Source organism: Sphingobacterium micropteri (genome assembly GCF_014692515.1).
GTDB lineage: Bacteria > Bacteroidota > Bacteroidia > Sphingobacteriales > Sphingobacteriaceae > Sphingobacterium > Sphingobacterium micropteri.
The window spans coordinates 308,861-330,760 of sequence record NZ_JACOIK010000006.1 but is presented as its reverse complement, the minus strand read 5'-3'; the positions used below and the strand labels follow the sequence as shown (position 1 = coordinate 330,760).

At 46.0% G+C, this 21,900-nt stretch carries 11 protein-coding genes; all 11 read right to left on the bottom strand.

Annotated features, from left to right (window positions below):
• Window positions 1–2: 2 nt before the first annotated feature.
• Entirely contained in the window at window positions 3–1,220 is a 1,218-nt protein-coding gene (locus H8B06_RS10365; RefSeq protein WP_223857608.1) for a sialidase family protein, read from the bottom strand.
• Between the two features lie 6 nt (window positions 1,221–1,226).
• The gene (locus tag H8B06_RS10360) at window positions 1,227–4,028 is read right to left on the bottom strand and encodes an alpha-L-rhamnosidase (RefSeq protein ID WP_190994198.1); all 2,802 of its coding nucleotides are present in this window, start codon (window positions 4,026–4,028) and stop codon (window positions 1,227–1,229) included.
• An 18-nt stretch (window positions 4,029–4,046) separates the two neighbouring features.
• On the bottom strand, window positions 4,047–6,824 hold the full coding sequence (locus tag H8B06_RS10355; RefSeq protein WP_223857607.1) for a glycoside hydrolase family 2 TIM barrel-domain containing protein: 2,778 nt from the start codon (window positions 6,822–6,824) through the stop codon (window positions 4,047–4,049).
• 20 nt (window positions 6,825–6,844) lie between these two features.
• A complete protein-coding gene (locus H8B06_RS10350) occupies window positions 6,845–8,668 on the bottom strand; it encodes a sialidase family protein (protein WP_190994197.1) in 1,824 nt (607 codons plus the stop codon).
• 68 nt (window positions 8,669–8,736) lie between these two features.
• Entirely contained in the window at window positions 8,737–9,657 is a 921-nt protein-coding gene (locus H8B06_RS10345) for a glycoside hydrolase family 43 protein (protein WP_190994196.1), read from the bottom strand.
• Between the two features lie 4 nt (window positions 9,658–9,661).
• Window positions 9,662–11,080, bottom strand: coding sequence for a glycoside hydrolase family 140 protein (locus H8B06_RS10340; protein ID WP_190994195.1), 1,419 nt, complete (start codon window positions 11,078–11,080; stop codon window positions 9,662–9,664).
• Window position 11,081: 1 nt separating this feature from the next.
• Window positions 11,082–14,213, bottom strand: coding sequence for a DUF6298 domain-containing protein (locus H8B06_RS10335; protein ID WP_223857606.1), 3,132 nt, complete (start codon window positions 14,211–14,213; stop codon window positions 11,082–11,084).
• A gap of 248 nt (window positions 14,214–14,461) precedes the next feature.
• Window positions 14,462–16,027, bottom strand: coding sequence for a pectate lyase family protein (locus tag H8B06_RS10330; RefSeq protein ID WP_190994194.1), 1,566 nt, complete (start codon window positions 16,025–16,027; stop codon window positions 14,462–14,464).
• 138 nt (window positions 16,028–16,165) lie between these two features.
• Window positions 16,166–18,667, bottom strand: a complete 2,502-nt coding sequence (locus H8B06_RS10325; protein WP_223857605.1) for a pectate lyase family protein — start codon at window positions 18,665–18,667, stop codon at window positions 16,166–16,168.
• A gap of 310 nt (window positions 18,668–18,977) precedes the next feature.
• On the bottom strand, window positions 18,978–19,937 hold the full coding sequence (locus tag H8B06_RS10320; RefSeq protein WP_190994193.1) for a hypothetical protein: 960 nt from the start codon (window positions 19,935–19,937) through the stop codon (window positions 18,978–18,980).
• Window positions 19,938–19,981: 44 nt separating this feature from the next.
• Entirely contained in the window at window positions 19,982–21,895 is a 1,914-nt protein-coding gene (locus H8B06_RS10315) for a RagB/SusD family nutrient uptake outer membrane protein (RefSeq protein WP_190994192.1), read from the bottom strand.
• Between the last annotated feature and the right edge of the window lie 5 nt (window positions 21,896–21,900).

The following is a 21,900-nucleotide window of genomic DNA, read 5'->3' as shown; positions in this document are numbered from 1 at the left end:
ATTTATTCTTCTTCTGCTTTGTACGTTTCTAAAGTAGGCAGCTCGTAGCCCTTGACACTTGGCCAGACGCCGTCTTTGATTGCTCTTCTCTTTAATTTCTTCGGATTTACCACCACATGCTTCATCTTTTGTCGCCGCCATGTATAAGCGAAATGCAATAAGCCATCCTTCGTCTGTATAACGGCCGGGTAGGAATATTGACTGATCGGAGAATCCTCCAAAATCAAAACGGCATCCCATTTTTTACCGTCTTTAGAAACCGCGACATTCAGTGGTGTACGCGGTCCTTTTGGATTTTCAGGGCCCGGCAATACGTGATTGTATACCAGCACATGCATTCCATTTTCCATCGTGACGGCATCCGTACCAGAGTTGTTATTGGGCAGCGTCGTTTTGTTCAACGGTGTCCACGTTTCCCCATTATCGTAAGACCATGATTCTATCAAAGCCCAATTACGGCTTCTCGCTAAAATCTGTAATTTACCGTTCCCATGATCTAAAATACTAGGCTGAATTGCTTGGAGATTATCTTCTCCTGTAGCAATCGGCCCCACTTTTCGCCAAGTTTTCCCAAAGTCAGCTGTGATTTCAAAATGAATATTCCAACCATTCCCCTCGGTGCTTGTGGGGCAAATTAAATTGCCATTACTTAATAAAACGGGCTTATTCTTTATCGGTCCAAGGAATCCATCAAGAAGCTTTTCTGCGGCCGACCAAGTTTTTCCGCCATCTGTCGAACGTTTCAACAAACCCCACCATTCCGACGGTTTTGGACCAACTTTATAGAACAATAACAAGTCGCCATCAGGAATTTGGTAGAGTACCGGATTCCAGGTTGGCAATCTACTGCCGTCTTCCTGCACGCCATCGGCGACAGACATCGGTGCGGTCCACGTTCCGTTTTCATAGCGGCAGATATAGATCTCCACATCCGGATTACGCTCCCGCGTCCCGCCAAAAAAAGTATATACCAAGTTGCCTGCTGTCGTCTCCACGATACTCGCGGAGTGACAGGAAGGAAAAGCGGCTGTATCATAGATAAACTCGTCTTTTACAATGCCTTTTCTCCATTTATACAAGGCGTTTTTTTCCTGTGCCACCGCTTCGTTTAGGGGCGCGAAGAAAAAAGCAAAAAAACACGTCATTGCGATGAACGAAGTGAGGAAGTAATCCGACAAACATCGCTTTGTCGTTGTTGTATATGTGCTTATCTGCTTCATTACATGCTAAAATTTAGATAAAAACTGATAGTTGCCGGATCCGATTTCCAATAACACCAGTCCGTTTTGCTCTTGAATAATCTGTATATCCCCATTTGCTGTAACCGATTTCCCGCTTTCGGTAATCGTCCGCAGCTCTTTCGCCGGGATATACACCTGTGCCCTGGTATTCGCCGGAATCGTTATATTCCATTCAAATCGCTCGTTCTTTCGTTTCCACGAGGAAGAAATAGCACCGTATAAACTCCGGTAGCTTGCATTTACCGCGTTCAGGTCTTTGATTTGTTCCAGCTTCATCACGATCGTCTGGAAAGCATTTTCTTTCGATTTGATACCCGCTAAGTTCTCATAATACCAGACCAACAAATCGCCTAACATCATGACGTGGTTTTGCGAATTCATCCTCGGATGGGCTGTATCGCCATTCCACAATTCCCAAATGGTCGTTGCTCCGTTTTCTATCATATAGCCCCATGAAGGATAGCTCGTATTGGTGGCCAGCTTATAGGCAAGATCGGCACGTCCCATATCGGTCAGTGTGCGCATTACCCACTGCGTTCCGACAACACCGGTGCTTAAATGTCCGCCATTTTCCTTTTCGATAATCGTGACGATCCTATCCCCTAACTTCGTCTTGTGTTCTTCCTCCACCAAACCAAAGTACATGGCCAAGATGTTCTCGGTCATCGTATTATTACCGTAGTAGCCATCCGTGTGGTAGAAGCGTTTGTTGAAGTCCTTTTTCATTTTAGCCGCAGCTTTTTCAAACCCTGCACGATCCTGCTCATTTCCGGTATGTTCGGAAAAGCGTGCCATCATATTCAACAAATGATAGTAGTATGCCGTAGATAAGAGTGGGTTGGGATATTTCTTATCCGCGCTCTTCCCCCGCCCCTCTTCTATGGTTGCCGGTGGAGCACACCAATCGCCATAACTATCTTTAGTGATAATACCCTCGTCGTCCATATAACGGGCGCGCATATAATGCATCCACCGCTTCATCGCCGGATAATGATCTTGTAGTATCCGAACATCTCCCGTCTGCTGATACAACATATCTGCTACCATCAAATAGGTCCCCGGCCAAGTCATATTATCACTATAATATCGCCAAAAAGCCGGTGCTACATCCGGTATAGCACCATCCTCTTTCTGTGACAAACGAATATCTTCCAACCATTTGATGTAAAAGTTGGTATTATCAAACAGGAAGGTCTCACCATACGCACTCACGGGGCGATCACCCAACCAAGCTTGGCGTTCATTTCGCTGCGGGCAGTCGACCGGAATACTTTTATAGTTGGAAGCAATTCCCCACCAAGCATTACGATGTATCTGATTCAATAACACGTTCGAGGAGTTAAATGAGCCAATAGTTTCCATGTCATCGTATACCAGCCGACCGACAAAGTTGTCAGCTACGGCATCCCCCGGATATCCTTCCACCTCCACATACCGAAAACCATGGTAGGTAAAACGGGGCTCCCATTCCTCTGTTGTGCCGCCTTTCAAAATATAGGTATCCGTTGCCCTAGCCGCACGGAGGTTGTCACGAAAAAGACTACCGTCCGCATTCAAGGATTCTGCAAAGCGCAGTATTACTTCCGTACCGCTTTTTCCCTGTACACGCATCTTGACCCATCCCGTAAAATTTTGTCCGTAATCGATGATATATTTACCATTCCCGCTAGCAGTAACAGAAACGGGCTGGAGATCTTGCATCACCTTCATATTGCTATTGATCTGTGCGTCGTAATTCCCTCCGGGCTCTTGCACATACGTAGCATTCATCCATGTCGCATCGTCGTAACCAATCCTTGCCCAACCGTTCAGTTCCTTACGCGCATCATACACCTCACCATCGTATTCATTGTTGGATATAATAGGCCCATCCGTTGTGCCTTTCCAGGTGTCGTCTGTATGGATGGTCTGCGTGCTGCCATCCGTATAGGTAATACGGATCTGCATCTGCATCTTGGGGAACCCGAAATGCTTAACCTTATAGGGCTTTTCCTGCCGCACGGCATAATAGCGTCCGTTACCCAATATCACGCCAAACGCATGCTGGCTGCCGTTCAACAACTTCGTGACATCAAATACGTTGTATTTAACGTTTTTGGTATAATCTGTTAATCCTGGCGCCAATACCTGATCGCCCACTTTCCGACCATCGATGTACAGTTCGTACAAACCCAGCCCCATGATATAGGCCGTAGCCTGTTTTATTTCTTTGGAAAACGACATTTCCTTCCGGAAATAGCGAGCACTAAGATAACCGGCTTCTTTATCGTCGCTGTCAAAGTATCCGTCAAAGCCGATCCAACGGCGGTTCCAATCCTTGTAATACAGCAACCCGACCCGCCAAGAGGCAGGAGCGGACCAATCTGATTCCCCCTTATTGGTGTATATTTTTACTTTCCAATAAACTTCCGTATCACTTTCTAAAGCTTTCCCATCGTAGAATACCGCAATCGAGTTGTCAGATATCCTTTTACCCGAATCCCAAAGATCTCCGCTATTTTGAGCGAGTTTCTCGGGTGACGACGCAACGAGGATATGATAAGCGGTCTGCATCACATTCCGCTCTGTTGATTGTATCTGCCAGCTCAGTCGTGGACTTGTTTTATCAATTCCCAGGGGATTACTTAGCAACTCACACCGCAGCGCATCTACGCTGGGCTGTGCAAAAGCTGATAAGCTTATACACAAAAAGAGAAACGACAAAAAAAGACGTACATGAGAAAATGCGGAAATGAGAACCCCGTCAATGCACCAAATTAAATCTATTGTTTTCGTTATACTTCTCATACACATTATCTTTTACGGCTACTGCCCTGAAAAATCAAAATACAGCACCATATGCAAGGCACGGATAGGCTCCTTCTCAAAGTCATAGTACACGTGTTTCATCCCCATTGGCCCGGTTGTTTCCGGCTTTTGGGTTTTCGTACCGATAGCCGAAATACCATTCATAAAAGAGATATCTCCATTTGGAAAGGTCGGCTCCATGTTTTTCCAGTCAGTATCCTTTTGTTCTTTCGGTGTAAACAGACGCAGAAATACATCTTCCCGATCGGTAAACACCAAGAAAGACTGTTCGTCGGTGATGAACTTCGTCCAGTACATATTGCTATGGTATCCTTTAAATTCGGGATACTCAAACGGTATTTCACCCGTTGCGGCATCGTTATAATCTTTCTTCCACACGCCAAACTGATTTCCTTTCATGCGGTTCTTCCATACGCGGTATGGTCCCCTTCCCATATACTCTACTCCTTTTATCTTCTCTTCCGGGAAGGAAAAATTGACACCCACATACTTCGTAAAGTACGCTTCGGGGAAATATTGCACATGCATCTTTACTTGCCCGGAAGGGTATATCTCCCAGGTCAGCGTATTATAGCTTTCTTTTCTGTCAAATGTAGAAGCGATCACCACTTTGTCGTCTTCCTGCTTAAGCGTGAAGTTCTTGAAATTTGTCACCGCTTCCTGTACGGTAGGACCATTATGAAACGGAATAATACCTTTTGCATTTTTTACCTCTTCCAATAATCCGCTTTCTCTATTAATACGCACGGTAATGCCGTTTGCCGTAACGACATACTGCGAAACCGTTTCGTTGACTTGGACGGCAGTGCCTGTTGTCTCCTTCAGATTTTCTGCAATTTGATTCGGACGGCTTATCGGGAAGCTCCACGTAAAAATCTCCAGGTCGTTGACATCTTTAGCCGTGATATATAAGACATCATAGTCTTGCCAGTCCGCTGGAAAATCTACTTTCAAAACACCACGGTGATAAGGCGCTATACGAGGTGCAGCAATTGTTCCAGTATGGCTTCCTTTATTCTCCCCATACGCTCCCAATTTTTTAAGTTCATAACTGAACGAACACTGATCTGTATTGGTAAACGAATATCGATTTTCGATATTAAACGCACCATCAAAGCCCGCCGTCATTTCCCTTCTTTCGAAGAATATCGGGCTCCATACCTCTTTAATGGTATAGAAGCTCCCTTCCTTTTCATAATAAGGCCCCACAATACCATCCGCACCATGGTTTCCGTCGGTATCTATGATATTGTCCTTGTCCGTACGCACCAATCCTTGATCTTGAAAATCCCAAAGGAATCCACCTGCCGACAGCGGATTAGCCCACATCGCTGTCCAGTAATCTTCAATACCAGCACCATGCCCGCCATCCCACATACCATGCAAGAATTCCGTCGGCATCACAATATTATGGCCGTGGTCATACGTACCGATGCCATAATTATATTCCCGGTAGTGCGTTGTTTCGAAACCACCATACACCGCCCAAGGATAGATCAATGGGCGTTTTTGGATATCGTAAGCAAAAAATATACTGTCGAGCTCGGGATTATGTCCCCCTTCATTTCCGTTTGCCCAGAAAATAATCGAAGGGTGGTTTTCCGATACCACCATCATTTCCTTCAGGAGCTTTGTACCCGTCGGGGTATCATAGTAGCCATGCCAGCCGCCAAGCTCATTCATCACGTACAAGCCCAGTGAATCGCATACTTCCAGAAAATGGTTATCCGGTGGGTAATGCGCCATCCGAACAGCGTTCATATTCATCTCTTTTATCAGTTTCACATCGTGAATACTGATCTCCTTGCTCGTCGTACGTCCGGATTCGGGATGAAAAGAATGCCTATTAACGCCCTTGAATTTTATTTTTACACCATTGATGTAAACACCGTCACGCTCTTTAACCTCCACCGTTCGAAAGCCAAATTTCTGTGTTTTTTCGTGTACCTTTTTCCCGTTCTTTAGCAGTGTGATCTGCGCTTGATATAGATGCGGAAATTCCGATGACCATAACGCCGGATTAGAAAACTGTCCCTTCACCTCGGTCTGGTCGTCCTGAAAACGGGCCGAAAGAACATCACCATATGGTTGCCCGTTAGCATCCTTGATCTGCACCTGAATTTCATCCGCTCCGCCTCTTTTCTGCACGATGCTACGAAAATGACCGTCTGCTTTAGCATCAATCGATACACGGTGAATATGACTTTGTGGCAAGGCTTCCAGATAAACGGGGCGAAAGATACCACCAAATATCCAGTAGTCGGCTTCCCGTTCCGCCGCATTCACCGATTTATTGACCGAATGCTTAGCTACCGAGACTTCCAATAGATTGTCGCCCTTATAATTGAGCAACTTCGAAATGTCGTATTTAAAAACATAAAAAGAACCTTGATGGATTTCTCCGGCAGACTTTCCGTTTACTTTCACCTCGGCATCGGTCATGACTCCTTCAAACACCAGGTTTACCATCTGTCCTTTCCAGGCCTTGTCTACCGTAAACGTATATTTATACAGACCTTTTTCTTTACCCTTATTTTCTTCTTTATTAAATCCGTAGTTATATTTACCAAACCCGTGCAATTCCCAATTAGAAGGAACCGGTATTTTGGACCATTTCCCCGAATTCATACCTTCGGTTACGAAGAAATCCCACAGCACGCCGTCGTCCTTACCTTTTCCAGATAAATATTTTATTTCTGTGGTTTGGGCATACGTAAACGAGAATCCTACAAACCACAAGCACATCATCCATACGCATCTATAACTACGCTTCATGTCAAATTTTTGGTTAATCATTAATTCAATTTCTCTGCCTGGAACGATGAAATAGCGTATGCTGCTTCCTCGTCCATCTCATCCGCGTTCTTCACATCAAAATCCTGATCTGTTGGGGTATCCGCGTTCGGGTACCGACGTACCTCTCCGGTGCGGAATGTCACCCGGCTGATCTCACTGACTGGCTGGAAAAACAAACGTGTTCCTTTATCTGTTCCGTTGATGTTGATCTGATAGGAGCGCGTATGTACATCTACAGTTAGCACAATATGATAGGCTTTTCCAGCTTCGTAAGATTGTACGGATGCCATACGGTATCCCGCTTTATTCAAAATATGTCCTTCCGCATCAAACACCATACGGGCAGCTGCCTGTCCCAAATCATTGACCAACTCAATCTCTAGCTTACCGTGATCCGTCTGTTTCGGCGTAACGGTAAAGGCTATTTTTGCTTTCTTTGAAGATGCAATCACCCGGTCAGCCTTTGCATAATCAAAAGGATCCTTATCTTTTAGTACCAAGGTATTATTTTCCAGCTGAACCGGCGCCCATAACGGGCTGTATATATTCCATTGATTGAATATTTCTACGGCATTTTGGGAGAAGTCATCGTTTACATTACCCGTCACAGTCGCCGTAACTGGAACAGGCACCTTCGAGATCCACATATCTTCCTTATTCATACTGTATGTCACCCACATATTATTGTCCGGCGGTACACCATTACCCTGCTGTATCCCTCTTGGATATTGGGGTCCGTACGATTTATAGTTACCCCCATAGCGCATGGTCGTAATCTCGCCATTGATTAACAGTAGATCTGTATAAGTTAGGCCATCATTACTTGTCGATAGCGCTAAAGGCCAACGAAACTCCGACGGGTTGTAAACAGTGGCAAAACGGTTGTCAGCTGTACGTTGACCCCATATTTTCGCGTTACTGTTCACAAAACCCGGTGCGCGTAGTGGATCGTACACCCATGTTTTGCCTTTATCTTTACTGACCGATGTTAGGGCGTGTTTCCACATACCGACCACATCGCCATTATCGAGTGTATAATAAGCAAATGCTTTTAACGGACGTTTGAAAGGCACTAATGGATCGTCACGATCAGCTTCTTCGACCCATTGTTGCATTTGCAGTGGTTTATCTATCAACTCCTTACAGGCTGCCACAAATGCCTTGTCTTTACTTTTGGTATAAAATGGAAATTCCGCTAACTTCTGGTCAAATGACGCATTAAAGCGGATAAAATAAATCGGACCGAAAGAGCCATCTTTTTTTATTTCCCGGACGACACGCCCAATACCGTTACCATCGTTGGGATCATCTTTTGCATCGAGCGCTACACCATAGTAACCGATGGTCAGCAACTTACCGTTAGACGCGGTATAGAAACCCATACGTTGGTGCATAATCGCGTACAGGTCTTTCCCAGCTTTGTCCGTACGTTCTGGTTTTGTAAACCCTTCCGGTACCAGATAAGGCGGAAACAGCTCTATCGGATCTGACCAAGTATAACCATCTTTGGATGTCTGAAGAGAGGTTTTACCCTCCGCCACGTGTTCGCCTATCGGATTGCTCAAAAATTGTAGGTAATACGTATTGTTCCAATACGCTAGAAAAGGTTGATGATTATAGGTAAAGTTTAATCCCCCTGCACGCTCAGGATAGGCTCTGTTTGCCCGAAACGTTTGTATGTTATGGGTTCCCACAGCAGGCTTCAACTGTCCGTGATGATAATCTACGTTGGACAGAGTTTTTCCCACGTAGGTCATCGTGTCTTGTGCTGTCACATAGTGCGCGGTACATAACAAGGCTATACCTAATATTGTTGATCTCATCTTTTTACTTTTCTTTTTTTGCTCCTCTCGTCACACTGCCGCTTACCAAAGTGACAGCAAAACAACTATTATTTTTGCTCCTTTAACAATCCTTCCAAATCTTTTTTGGATGCTTTGAAAATCGTTCCGTGTTTATGTCCTTTCGGCACCGAAATCTTATGATTGGCGTTCTTAAACGTCTTAAAATCTGTGGTTGACACGGCTTCGTAGCTCATAGTGCCGTAAGAATCAAAATAAATGAGCCATTCATCGTCAAGTTTAACCACCGAGGGTCCCTCTGTTTTAAAGCCTGTATAGGGCTCAGACACCTGCTCATACGGCCCCAATGGATTATCCGCAAAAGCAACTTTCAAGTTTCGGTTCGGACGCGTATTGTCTTTTAAGACTAATACATAATCGTTCTTATCTTTCTTTACAATGACCGCATCGATAATGCTGAATCCTGGGTCTGCGAATAACTTCGTCTCCGTAAACGTTTCAAAATCCTTCGTAGTCGTGTAATACATCCGATGGTTGTTTCGTTCTTCCTCTTCCCCTTTCGGGAAGCGCTCAGGGATAGTCGATGCCCATATAATAATAAAGCGATCTTCATCCTCATCATAGAACAACTCCGGGGCCCATATATTGACCGTTGTCTCCTCATGCGCCATAACGGGTACAATCTTTTTGTTTTCCCAATGGATCAGATCTTTCGAAGAAGCATACCCAATGCCTTCATTACCTTGCCAACCGATGGTCCATACCAAATGATACACCCCATCTTTACCACGTACCATCGAAGGATCCCGCATGATCTTTTGTTCGCCTAGTTCGGGCTTCAGGAAAATCCCATCAATCGCCGTCCAGGAATAGCCATCTTCACTGTACAAATACTGTAATCCGCCATCGGCGGGTTCACGAAAAGAAGTGTACATATAGACATCCCTCTGGCAAGATGCCAAAAGGGATGCTATTAACACAACAACTAAAGCCTTTATTTTACCTTTCATGCTCCTATAAACTATCTAAAACCAACACCCAATCATTTCCATCTTTCTCTCCTCCTTCTGGCTTAAAAGTCTGTACACCTGTATTTTCTACTTCTCCTATCACGATTGATTCGCCCGTACGGGGGTCGAACCAAGAAGCCTTCACTTTATCACCATTGATTTTCCCCATGTTGATTTTCATTTCTCTACCATTATAATTATAGATAAATGCATAATGGTCTGTTCGTGTAGCCAATAAGCGGTTATATTTTTCACCATTTTCGGCCAAGAGACTCTGATCGGGGACACGATCAAAATAACCATCTCTAGACAACATAAGTTTCTTCAGGAATTGCATTTGTCCGGCCCCCGGTGCATCCATGGCCTCTGTCCATAGCGTGGTTGATCCGTACGCTGTGGTGGTGTCTGTTGCGGCGTGCATTTGCATCACCGAGTTTTGTCCATAGGTATACCCGAAAGCACCGGCAAACACGGACCAATAACCGTAACGGCGTACATCATGGTCTTGCCAAACGGGTTCCTTTGTATCATGCAGCCCCTGTGGGATACCCTCGTAGGAAGGCTCTCCGTCAATCGTAGGTTTCACGGGGTTCAGCGCCCAGTCCACCTCCATAAACTTCCAGTTGTCCTCGCCATAATGTTTCTTTTCATTGCTGGAAGTATCCTGGTCGTAACGTCTGTGCCCAGATTGCACCATATTAAAATCCAACCAAGGTTCATTGTGGAACCAATCCGAAGAGGCCGTTCTACCCCGTGGGTGATAGGTCATCAAATGGTTTGAATCGATGGCCTTAATAGTTTTTCCCATCTCCAGCCAAACAGCGGTAGAGTCGGATCCTGGAATATCTCCACCGTTCAACCAAATAATATTCGGCCTATCTTTCCAACGTTCTGCTAAGAAAGTCGCATATTTCTTCGTTTGTTCGACCGAAACTTTACCATCCTTTACCGGCGATCCCCATACAGGCACCAGAGCCATATAAATCCCTTTTTCCGCTGCTCGGTCAATAATATAATCAATATGATCCCAATAATCGTACTCTTCCGCTATTTCAGGATTATTACCCTCTGTCACTAGCGGACGCGAAATATCTTTATTCACCATAGACGAGTCGCCGTACACATTAACCGACGGTACGGTATGCAAAACCATCGCCTGCACCACATTGAATCCTTTTTGCTTTCTATCTTCCAAATACTGTTCCGCCTCATCCCTGTTCAATTTGTTAAATAACAGCCAACCCGTATCGCCAAGCCAAAAGAAGGGTTCCCCATCATCGGTGGATAAATACCTTCCGTTTTCCGATACTTTCAACGCAGACATTCCGGTTGACGATGCTTCTTGATCAGAAGTCGAAGTACAGGAAGAAAATAAGGCTCCTGCAAACACAAATGGTAATAGGTTCTTACGAATAACGTTCATATTATTTCTTGGTTATCCAGATAATCTCTGGGGCATTTTTAAAATTCTTGATTGTTACGTCCTGCTTTGTCCTGATTTTCTCTGTAGCCAGGATAGCACCGGTTTTCGGATGGATATGGTACACATTATAAGTTCCCTTCCATTTCGTCAAATCCACTTGCAATGGCTTTTTATCTGGGTTATAAAAGATAGCCGCACCATTTCCCTGCAATGTCCATACGCCTTGCTGAACTTTTGCTTGCATAGCAGAAGCTTCTTTGTAAAATTCGGGGTGCGCTATCCGAGGAACGTTTGCCATGGAACCTCCCGCCATAAACACAGTCCAAGCATATTCGGGATAACTCGCACTGTGATAAGTCACGGCTTTATCCGGAAATTTATTTCGGTATTCGGAGACCGCCTGATAAATTTGTTCGTCCGAGGTACCACCACCCTTCATTTTCCGTGCATGTTGACGCGGCGCCAAATTCTTGCCTCCTTCCGGGGCATAAGCCGTTCCATCTTTCCGATAATACCAGTAACGGATATCAATGACTTGTACCTCTTTCGAACGTATCGGGTCGGCAAGGATCGCATCCTGCACATCCTTCGTTGTAGAGAGTGCAATAACCGGATCATAGCCTGTTTCCGCTTTCCATTCCTTGACCACATCGAGCCAAAACTCTACAAAATGCAACGGACCCGTATATTCGGCGCTGATCAACTGAATAACGCCCGTATTGTCTTTGAAGTTCTCTAAACATTGGCGAATATAGGCTCGATGAAGTTCGCGCCGTACGGGATGCGTAACATCATAAAATTGTTCCGCCATAAAAATCCGCTTATCACCTGCATACGGTACCGGTTCCGGGAAACCTACGTTATTGATATTATTCGCCGTCCGCCAAGGGGAATCCGTGTAATGCGCCCCTGCCTCCAAAATATTGTGCTGAAAGTAGTTCTGGTGCAGCAGTACCAGTCCATTTTGCTCTGCCAAATCTGCGAATTGTTTAAGGCGACTCCAATAGAAAGGATTGTATTTTGTTAAATCATATTTCGACAAACCATCATACGCCAGTCCCTGCCCACTTCGGGCAAAAGGCAATTCATAGAACGGCGGCCATACTTCGCCATCCATCCGGCGTATCCGCTGATGGTCGTCCCGACGGCGATCATACCATAAACCATAGTTATGATCTATACTCAAGACATGGTTCACCAACATGCTATCTACCACTTCTTGGAGATCATCCGTCAGACCGGTTCCGGTCTCTCCGGGAACATAGCGGGTAATATGCGGTTTGGCAGCTTCTAGTCCACGTGGACGGATGTTGCCATTCCACCATTGAATATCGTGTTTAAGCCCCACGAGCACCTCGTCACCACGTACCAACCAGCCATTCCTGATTGTCATATCGGCTGTTTTCACGACGGCCTTCTCTTTTGGCACGTCTTTGTTTGTTAAGATCTTTACGCCTGCTGTAGAGACATTTAAAGATTCACGATCGTTTGCTCCGGCGATTAGATCCGTTAACAGCGCCGCCGGTTCCCGGGCAATTTCCGTTAACTCCATGGCAACTTCAATTGATGGACTGCTGGAAGCTTCGGTGGTCACGGGCAACAGCACCGTCCTTTCTTTAGCGGACTCTCCTACTCGCTCTTGCAGTTGCGCATAATACAAGCTCCGCGGGTTAATATGGCTATTTGATTCCGCCCAATAGGCGTCCCCCTGAAACTGCGCCCAGAGACCGAATCCCCAGTTCTGTGCAGTTGGCGGCTGCACACTTTCAATCAGTGCTGCCGTAGATTGCCAAAACACACTATTCGCTGCTGTCCAACCGGCACCTTTTCCATCCTGTCCGCGGTTGCCATAACGCAGCGCTTGTGCATCGATATCCACAATATCAAATAATACGCCAGAAGCCCAGCTATCTATCGCACCACTAAAACTGTACGGTTCTACCGCCTGACATTGTACAAAAGCATTCGGACCGGCAGCTACAAAACCTACGGCAAAATCATGGTAACCTTTTTCCGAATACAGTCGCTGGAACAACGTCTGTTGGCCTCGGGTATAGAAGGTATATCTTCGCTGTCCGCCGATTTCTGAAACGGGATCTCTCGATATACAATCTTCGACGGTCAGCTTACTCGAAGTTTCTTTTGCGTACACGGCTGATCCAGCAAAGTAGCGGAACTGCATGCGTCTAACCCATACATTCGTCGCATTTTCAACCGTAATAGCCATCCATCGATGGTCTTCGTCTTTTGGATTCGACGTGTTAAAAGTCGACTCCAGCAGTATATTTTCAATACCGACCTGCTCAATCCGGCCGTTCCAAGTATATTTCTCCACCATAGCACCACCATAACGTTCGTCTAAAGCGATCGTAAGGGGAACATCTACCTCAACTAAGTCTCCTTCGATGCGAACGACTGTCCGATCCCAAGTCGTATTCCAGTACCCTGGTTTCCAACCCAAGAACGACATCCCGCCTCCAAACTCTTCCGCTTTCAGCGTCTTAATCCATGCGTCTGTTGACGGACGGGTAATCATGATGCGGTCGCCCGTACGCAAATCGCCTGCATTATCCACATGGAACGTCCGCGCGTTTACAGGAACATAAGCATCCCGAACCTGTTGTTTCTTTTCACGGACGACATCAGGCTTCCCTGCTATGCGGATTAACGTTTCTCTGGTGGTGCCTTCACCTATCAATAAGGTGCCGTTTTCTGTAAAACCGGAACCTCTCAACACGACACCGGAAGTATGCAGCTTCAAAGAACCCGATAGACGGTATTCTCCCGATTGCAACAGCACCGCTCCACGTAACCCTTTCTCATCCACAGGTAATTGCGACACATAATCAATCGCAGCTTGTATACGTGCCGTAGCGTCGCCCTCTTGTATTGGCACAACCATTTTCACTGGTACCTCGGGAATAGCTGTGTTACCACCCGCATAGCCTGCATGCGAAAAATCAGGGATGCGGTTGCCCAGTGAGTCTGGCTGGTAGACTAATTTTCCTTCCTTCCAGACTAAAGGTTTAGTGGCATCTTGGGCATATCCTACAAAACAGCCGACAAAAAACAACGCGAATCCCAGCAATAATTTACTCGGAATCCATGTACAAAATGTATGTTTATTATTCAACTTAAATACCGTTTAAAAAAGATCTACAACGCTTTAAATAAATCAGTTAGACATCTCGACCATAACCTGAATATTTTGTGTGTAAGCTTACTTATCGTTTATACAAACATAGCGAAAAGGCCGTAGTCATGTTTATAGTATTTTCTCTAGCTATTGTATCATTTTGTCGACGGACGGAAGAATCGTGAAGTAACACAAACGCTCGTCTACTTGCGGCAGACGAGCGTTTGTGTTAGGACAATTGTGTGCTAACTTATGGTATCCACGTTGTTACCAAGATTCCGGTAATCGATTTTCTCTTTTGGATTTGTTCCGTTCAGATACTCCTCCACATTGGTATATCCATCGCCGTCGGCGTCCTTAGCACCATCCGAAGGGTCGTTTGGATCCAAACCATATTTTATTTCCCATTCATCCGGCATACCGTCGCCATCGGTGTCAACAAGCACTTCCGCGGGGTCGTAAGTTAACTCCGGGTAACCGCCCACTTCATCAATGGACTTGATAATACCTGTTGCAGTTGTCGGTTTTCCTGTCCGCACCGTTTCCACTACGCGAGCATCAACCACATCTCTTTTCGGCAGGGTGGCTCCTGCTTTCGCCAATACGGCTTCGAAAGCATTTTCCGCCGTTTGATGTGGTGCCACCGGCCACCCCTCAAATGGCGTGTACACCCGCGCGTACTTTTCTCCTTCGCTATCATTGGGAATAATCGATCCTTTTGTTTCTTTCATGCGCATACCCGCCCAATTGTTTTGGGTAACCTCTTCATTGTCGTGCATGACATTACCGGCCACGTACCATTTTCCTGGACGGTTTACCTCTTTCGGATACCAATCACCTGCTGCCCATGCATTGCCAGGTGAGTACATACTACGTTGTTCAATACGCGCTATGATGCCACGCATATTATCATTCGTCGCCGGACCCGGCTTGAAATAGTTATTGATGATATTTATCATCGACGTCTCATCGCCACCGTCTATCGTCCGATGACGCCAGTTGAAAAGCACATTATATCGAAAATCAAACGCGCCCGACATACCAATAGATGGGTTTCGCGCCGTGTTGCTCGCAAAGAGATTATGATGAAATGTAGACGGTGTCCCTCCCCAGGTCGCTCCAAAAGCATGTCCTTTAGCATCTAGTGCCTCGCTGGAAATCGTCCATTGAATAGTAATATGCTCCGCGGGATCTTTAATCTGCGTGGTTCCGTCTGCCGACGGGCGCATGTGTCGGTATAAGGAAATATTTTCGTCCATCCCCCAACTCGTTGAACAATGGTCAATGATAATATGATGATGTGGATTTCCGCCGATGTTGTCATCGCCCTGTCCTCCAACCGGAACGCCTCGACGTACCCGTAGATGCCGAACAATAACATTGTGTGTATTGATGTTTAAGGTTCCGGCAACACAAATTCCGTCACCGGGTGCAGATTGCCCTGCAATGGTAATATCGGGATGATCAATATTTAGGTCTCCATCCACTTTGATCGTACCGGCGACGCGAAAAACAACAATACGCGGTCCCTTTGCTTCTAAAGCAGCACGTAAGCTACCCTCGCCGCTATCGTTGAGATTCGTCACTGCGATTACTTTTCCTCCGCGGCCTCCTGTCGTAAACATCCCCCCGCCCCAAGCTCCAGGAAATGCCGGAATAACCTCTTCGGGTAATCTTGGAGGATGTGGAGGGATCTGTCCGCGTTCAGGTTGCGCTTGCTGTGCGTCAACCCCAGTTCCCGCCAATATAAGCGTTAAAAAAAACAGACCTTTTTTCAGCGAATTATGTGGAAATGTTTTATTGATCATCATATACTGTTTATTTTTTCGTTTCATTACACTAGACAAATCTAGGTAAAAGAGCCGAAGCATACTTATAATATATTCTCCGGCTCTTGTATCATTTTGTCGACGCGTGAAATGTATCTCTCTAATCATAACAGATCGTGGCTAGATCGTGATACCGCTGAGAATATTGACCTTCCGCGTCATCCTATCGCCTTCCTCGTCCGTGACCGTAAACTCAAACGAACCTACGCCATCAGCGGACGGTTTGAAAACAGCTTTACCACTTTCCAACGATACGGTACCATTCTCCACATGACTTACTTGGAATGTCGGGTCTTCCGTAAATCCTCTAGACAATGCTTGGAGATCTATTTCTAAGGATTCTCCAGCCGCTGCGCTAAAGTGCGCTTTGGACATCCATTGCAGATAATAATCCAATTCCGTGTAACCATTGCGATCTTTGTCCAGATTCGCATCTGAAAAATCCCCCTTCGGAGAATTGGGATGTAACCCACGATGAATTTCCCACCAATCCGGTAGCCCGTCATGATCGCTGTCCCAGTTAGCAGCACGTTTTACTTCAGGATAGTCATCATAGCCACCTACATCATCCTGGTGATCGGGGAAGCCCGGCTTACCGGATATACTACCAGTTGCAGAATAGGTGCTATCAATCGTTTCCCGGATGATGCGCTGATCGTGTTCATCCAACCCAGGCCGGTTGTTACCCACATCAGACAACACCAATTTATAGGCCAGCCGTGCACTATGAGTAGTCACTTTAGGATTAAAAAACGGCTGATCGACAAATGTTTCATATTTTTCGGAGTCTCCGTTACTATATCTTGCTTTCCTACCCGCTTCCTGGTTTCGTTCGTCAAAATGTCCAGGCATCACATTTCCTTTGAAATAACAACGTTGCATACCTTTTCCGACATTTTCATGATCACCGATGAAAGCGAAGAACTGCGTTGTTCCTGCACCCGGCTTATAATAATTGTTTACGAAATTGACTTCATGAGCTCCACCATCTGTAGCGCGCGCGCCCCAGTTATATACGACGTTGTTGCGAAGGTCCAGTTTACCGCTATAAAATCCGTCACCATTCAAACCGCCGGCCAGACTCCAGTTTCTGCCATAACAATGTGCCAATAGATTGTGGTGAAAACTTCCTACATCTCCTCCAATACTGGCGGCATACCCATGCATTTTACCCTTTTCATATTTACTGTGCCCCGCCGAGTTCAACGCTTCGGAAATTAACGTCCGCTGTAAGGTAATATTTTTTGCCCCCCGTGAGCTGAAAGCCTCATCGATTGTCCAACTGATCGAGCAATGGTCGACAATGCTGTAATTTGCACCGGTCAGGCCCATGCCGTCAGCGGTTTTCCCCGCACCTAAGCGAACACGCAGATGCTGTGCCACGACGTCATTCCCCGTGAATCCAAAAGGTGCACCGGCGATACAGATGCCTTTACCCGGCGCGGTCTGTCCGGCAATGGTCACGTAAGGTTGATTCGCAACGAGACGGGATTTCAGGTGGATAATACCCGATACGGCAAAGACAATGGTTCTTGGCCCCGTATGGTCCTCTACGGCTTCTCGCAGACTCCCGGGGCCGCTATCGTTCAGATTGGTGACTTCAACTACTTTTCCACCACGGCCTCCACGCGCATATCGGCCGTATCCTTCCGCTTCTGGAAACGCCAGCTGTGCTGGCCGAAAATACCAGACGTCACCCTTTGTTTTTCCCTCACCGGTTATCTCGTCTACCCGCCAGTAATACGTATCCATGCTGTAAAGGTCACCTGTCACAAATTCAGTTGCACTTTGCTCCCCTTTGAATTCGGGAGAATCAGGCGTCGCATCAGCCACCTTGGTCGAATCCAAACCAAAATAGACCGCACGTTTCGTCGCACCGGGAGCGGATTCCCAAGTCAGTTTCAAGGTTTTGCCTTTTGATTCCACGTGTTCATCGGCATTGCCTGGTGATGGCGAATGCGCCTGTTTCGCGGCATCAGGCGTGTTGATTTCGAACGCACTGATAATGAGATCTCTGATAACAGCGTTTGTTTTGTCTCCGGCCTCAAATACGACAACTGCATCTTCGCCTTGTTTTACATCCAGATGTGTATAAGCGGTTACAGCGTCCGCCGTTCTGAGAGCCCTCACGCTCGGCTGCACCGTTAGCTTTTTACCTTTATGCGAAATCACGATAGGGCTGAATGTATTGCCTTCCGGGCTGTGGGGGATGTTATGATACGTCAGCAGGGTATTTTTACCTTCCGGCAGCCCACTGATTCGCATCTCAATCTTTCCTGCGGCATCTCCATCTTTTAGCGTGAGTCCGTCGGAAACCAAATAGGCAAAGTTAGGCGACCCCATACCTGTTTTGTACCATTCGGACGCCAGCTCACCGCTTCCGCTCCCTATCTTTGTAAACGTTACTTTTATATTGCCTTGTGTGAAGGTATCAGACATACTGGCTTTTACCTGCCACGAGGCGTAACCAACTTCGTTCGTCTCCGTAACTCGGCGGCTGCTTTCGTTAAGATCCACTTTCACCACCGGCTTTTGCTGGGCGCAAACTGTTTGTGCTGAAAATAGGCTAAAAAACGCTAATCCACAGGCAAGTCGACGGGAAACTATATTTTTTATAGACATACTGTTCAGATTTTAAATAGGTAATTACTCACCTTTTGGCCAACTATGCTTCAACTCATTTAAACTGCGAATGAGGTTTAAAAACTGATGTTTAAAGCGTTAGCGATTTAATTAGTTAAAGATAGGCAGGTTTGTGTATTATTTATTATACCATTTTTACGCGTTATTTCAAGATATTACCCAAGCGATTATCCTCCCTATTTTGCTTTTTTGAGTCCGTGTTGTTGTTCAGCGGTAGGGATATAAAAAATCCGAGCATGTAAAATAACATGCTCGGATTAGATTCACCTGTATGTTATGTATGCTGATTTTACTTCTGGATTTTGATATTAACACTTACGTACTGCCTATTTTGCTGGTCGCGTGTGGCTTGGTTGACATACATTGCCCCATATTTACCCTCTGGTGTCTGGAAGTATATAATCTGCGTCGCCACCATTCCTCCGGAATTATATTCTACACCGTTTGTCTGTTCTTTATCAATCGTTTGCTTCATTGCCTCCGTTTCGATTCTGCTGGACGACACCAATGTTTGGGTAAAGAACTGCCGTGAATTTGAAGACGACACGGGCGCACTAAACTTGGTCTCACGCTTTGTCCAGCCCGAAACATCGTAGTACGGCACCGGATACTCATCCACAGTCAATGCATATAAATTGTAAACCAAAAAAGTAGTGTTCCCTGGTCTGCTATCAAATATCGTATCAATTCCGAAGTCTATCTGGTCTGATACTGCAGCAGCCTCACTATAGCTGTAGGTTTTCCCCGTACTGAGTGACAAAAAGCTTGGGTAGTCTTCTCCTTCAACAGGCGCGTATAACCGTCGGTCGGCGAACAGATTATAGCTGGGTCTAGCATCTACCGTAATTGATGTATACCCATCACCTATATACACATTCTTCTCATTCATCGCATAAAAACGGAAAGTCATTTTCCCATCGCGTTGCATTTTAAACTTGACGACGCCGGAATAGGAACGGCGGTCGCTTTCTGATATCGGTATCGAACGCTGCGACCACGTCCCGGTACCGTTAGTACTGTCTACCACTACCGACATCATATCCTCTTTAGCCGAGGTAATAGTAAAGTAAATATGTACACTATCGCCATCATTGACGACAGCATCTTCTACAATCGCATATTCACTGTTATTGTGAAAAGTGACCTTGACGTCCTCAAACATCGTAAATATATTCTCCGACTCTTTTTTGCAGGCTACAAAGGCCAATAGTATCGCAAAGAGAGGGATCCATCTTGCTATTTTCATCATCTTTCTTATTATATAATTTTTTCCATGGGTTCTTATCTCGATACTTAATCATCTAGAGGATCAAAGGTTCCGCCTTCCCATCCGATCGTGGTTTCGATGTTCACACCCCGACGTACAAAGTCGTTATGGAAGGTATAGAAATTGTGGTACTCCGGGATAAAGATTGCCCTAAAGTTGGTTTCCTGCGGCCGGGCGACGTGAGGTTGAAAATACTTCAGATAGGTTTCCTCATCATTCAGATCCAGACGATCGCGGAATTGCTCTCCGGTTGTTTCATTAACAACAGTTTGTAATTTTGCAATCGTGTCCCTTCTAGCGTCATTATTAATGCCGAACACCTGTAATTGGTAAACTTCCAAAAATTCACCGCTTAGCTTAGACCAGTTTCGGGTGCGGCGCAGGTCAGCATTACGTTTGTTCTCGAAAGCAAACTCAATCATACGTTCATTGAGGAGCAATTCACGCATTTGCTCCTTACTGGCAATCCGACCCAACCCATAATCGTTACTACCTTGTTCAATATCGGCACGATCACGGATCTGCCGTACCATATCTTTTGCCGTCGCCATATCACCGGTTTCATTAGCACAATCCGCTAGGTTCAACATCACCTCTGCAAAACGCATTTCGATCCAGTCCATACCACTTCCTCCTCGTCCATCATTATATGGAACGGAGGCTTCAGCCAAATCTGGTGTAGTAAACTTTTTACAGTAAACGGCCCAATTGGCACTTTCCAAGTCTCCACCATTCGATGCTCCCTCATAGTTCCACTGACGACGCCCTTCCTTACCACTCAACTCCCATACACTACCGTTATAAGCCATGGTCGCTTCAAAACGAGGATCTCGATCTTTCCAGAATAGTATTTCATTGAAGGTATAATCACCTGACTCGTCGATACGGTTTCCATCTTTCATCGGATAAGCACGGAGCAGTTTCACGGTAGGTTGATAGCCTCTAAAGGGTGATCCATTCTGGCTTTCTGATCTCGGCCGCGATCTCCGTTCCTCATCATGTCCGCGCCGCGCTTCCGTATTGGAATAAGGACGAGAAATTAACGTTTCGGGATTCGAAGCCCCCTTGGTCTGAAAGATCATGCCATATTCCTCTACCAGACGGCGTCCCGATGCCAAACCGATATCGTACGCCTCTTTATTCGCTACAAGCGCCTCCTGCCAGCGTGACGCATCGTGCGGATGCTTGGGATCATCCAGTGGATTAAACTGTGGACTGGCCCAATATAACAACGCCTTGCCTTTCAATGCGGCGGCGGCTTCGTAGGTTATACGTCCCCATTCGCTCCCTCCCCATGTTACATCTTTAAGATACGTCATGGCATTATCGAGGTCACTTACAATCTGTTCAAAACAGGCACGGGCGCTAGACCGACCATCTGTCATCACATTGTCGGGATCCTGTGGTTCTAGTACCAGCGGTACTCCACCGTAGACCTTTACTAGCTCCAGATAAACCATTGCCCGCAACGCATAATACTGCCCCAACATCGGGTATTTGATATGATCGGCAATCGTACTCTCCGGTAGGTATTTAATCCCGTTGTTGCAGCGGGCAATATCCATATAACGGTTATCTAGGTAGTTTTGCGTATAACGGTTCCCGACGTAAAACACATCGTGATTGATCAGCTCCGTGCCGAAAATTCCCATGGCCCGCGCACCGTGTCCACCATCGGATGCCAAGAAGTTTTCGTCACTGACCAGGTGAATATCGAAGCGCGAGGGAATCGTCTGATAGGGGAACCGAGGAATAATCAATTCATAAGCTTTATTAAGGTGCATATTTACAGCACCCTCGGTATTCCATAAGCCTTCAGCATCCAATCCTCCCCTATCGGGCAGGATAAAAAAGTCGTCGTTGTTGCAGGAAAGCAGTACGGCAGAAGATATTGCCAGCATGAAGCCTTTCCGAAACCTTGTATATATTTTCTTTGTCATGTCTC

Bases quoted from the DNA above. Each gene is read 5' to 3' on its own strand.
- H8B06_RS10365 (WP_223857608.1), bottom strand. From the start codon at position 1,220: ATGAAGCAGATAAGCACATATACAACAACGACAAAGCGATGTTTGTCG.
- H8B06_RS10360 (WP_190994198.1), bottom strand. From the start codon at position 4,028: ATGAGAAGTATAACGAAAACAATAGATTTAATTTGGTGCATTGACGGG.
- H8B06_RS10355 (WP_223857607.1), bottom strand. From the start codon at position 6,824: ATGAAGCGTAGTTATAGATGCGTATGGATGATGTGCTTGTGGTTTGTA.
- H8B06_RS10350 (WP_190994197.1), bottom strand. From the start codon at position 8,668: ATGAGATCAACAATATTAGGTATAGCCTTGTTATGTACCGCGCACTAT.
- H8B06_RS10345 (WP_190994196.1), bottom strand. From the start codon at position 9,657: ATGAAAGGTAAAATAAAGGCTTTAGTTGTTGTGTTAATAGCATCCCTT.
- H8B06_RS10340 (WP_190994195.1), bottom strand. From the start codon at position 11,080: ATGAACGTTATTCGTAAGAACCTATTACCATTTGTGTTTGCAGGAGCC.
- H8B06_RS10330 (WP_190994194.1), bottom strand. From the start codon at position 16,027: ATGATGATCAATAAAACATTTCCACATAATTCGCTGAAAAAAGGTCTG.
- H8B06_RS10325 (WP_223857605.1), bottom strand. From the start codon at position 18,667: ATGTCTATAAAAAATATAGTTTCCCGTCGACTTGCCTGTGGATTAGCG.
- H8B06_RS10320 (WP_190994193.1), bottom strand. From the start codon at position 19,937: ATGATGAAAATAGCAAGATGGATCCCTCTCTTTGCGATACTATTGGCC.
- H8B06_RS10315 (WP_190994192.1), bottom strand. From the start codon at position 21,895: ATGACAAAGAAAATATATACAAGGTTTCGGAAAGGCTTCATGCTGGCA.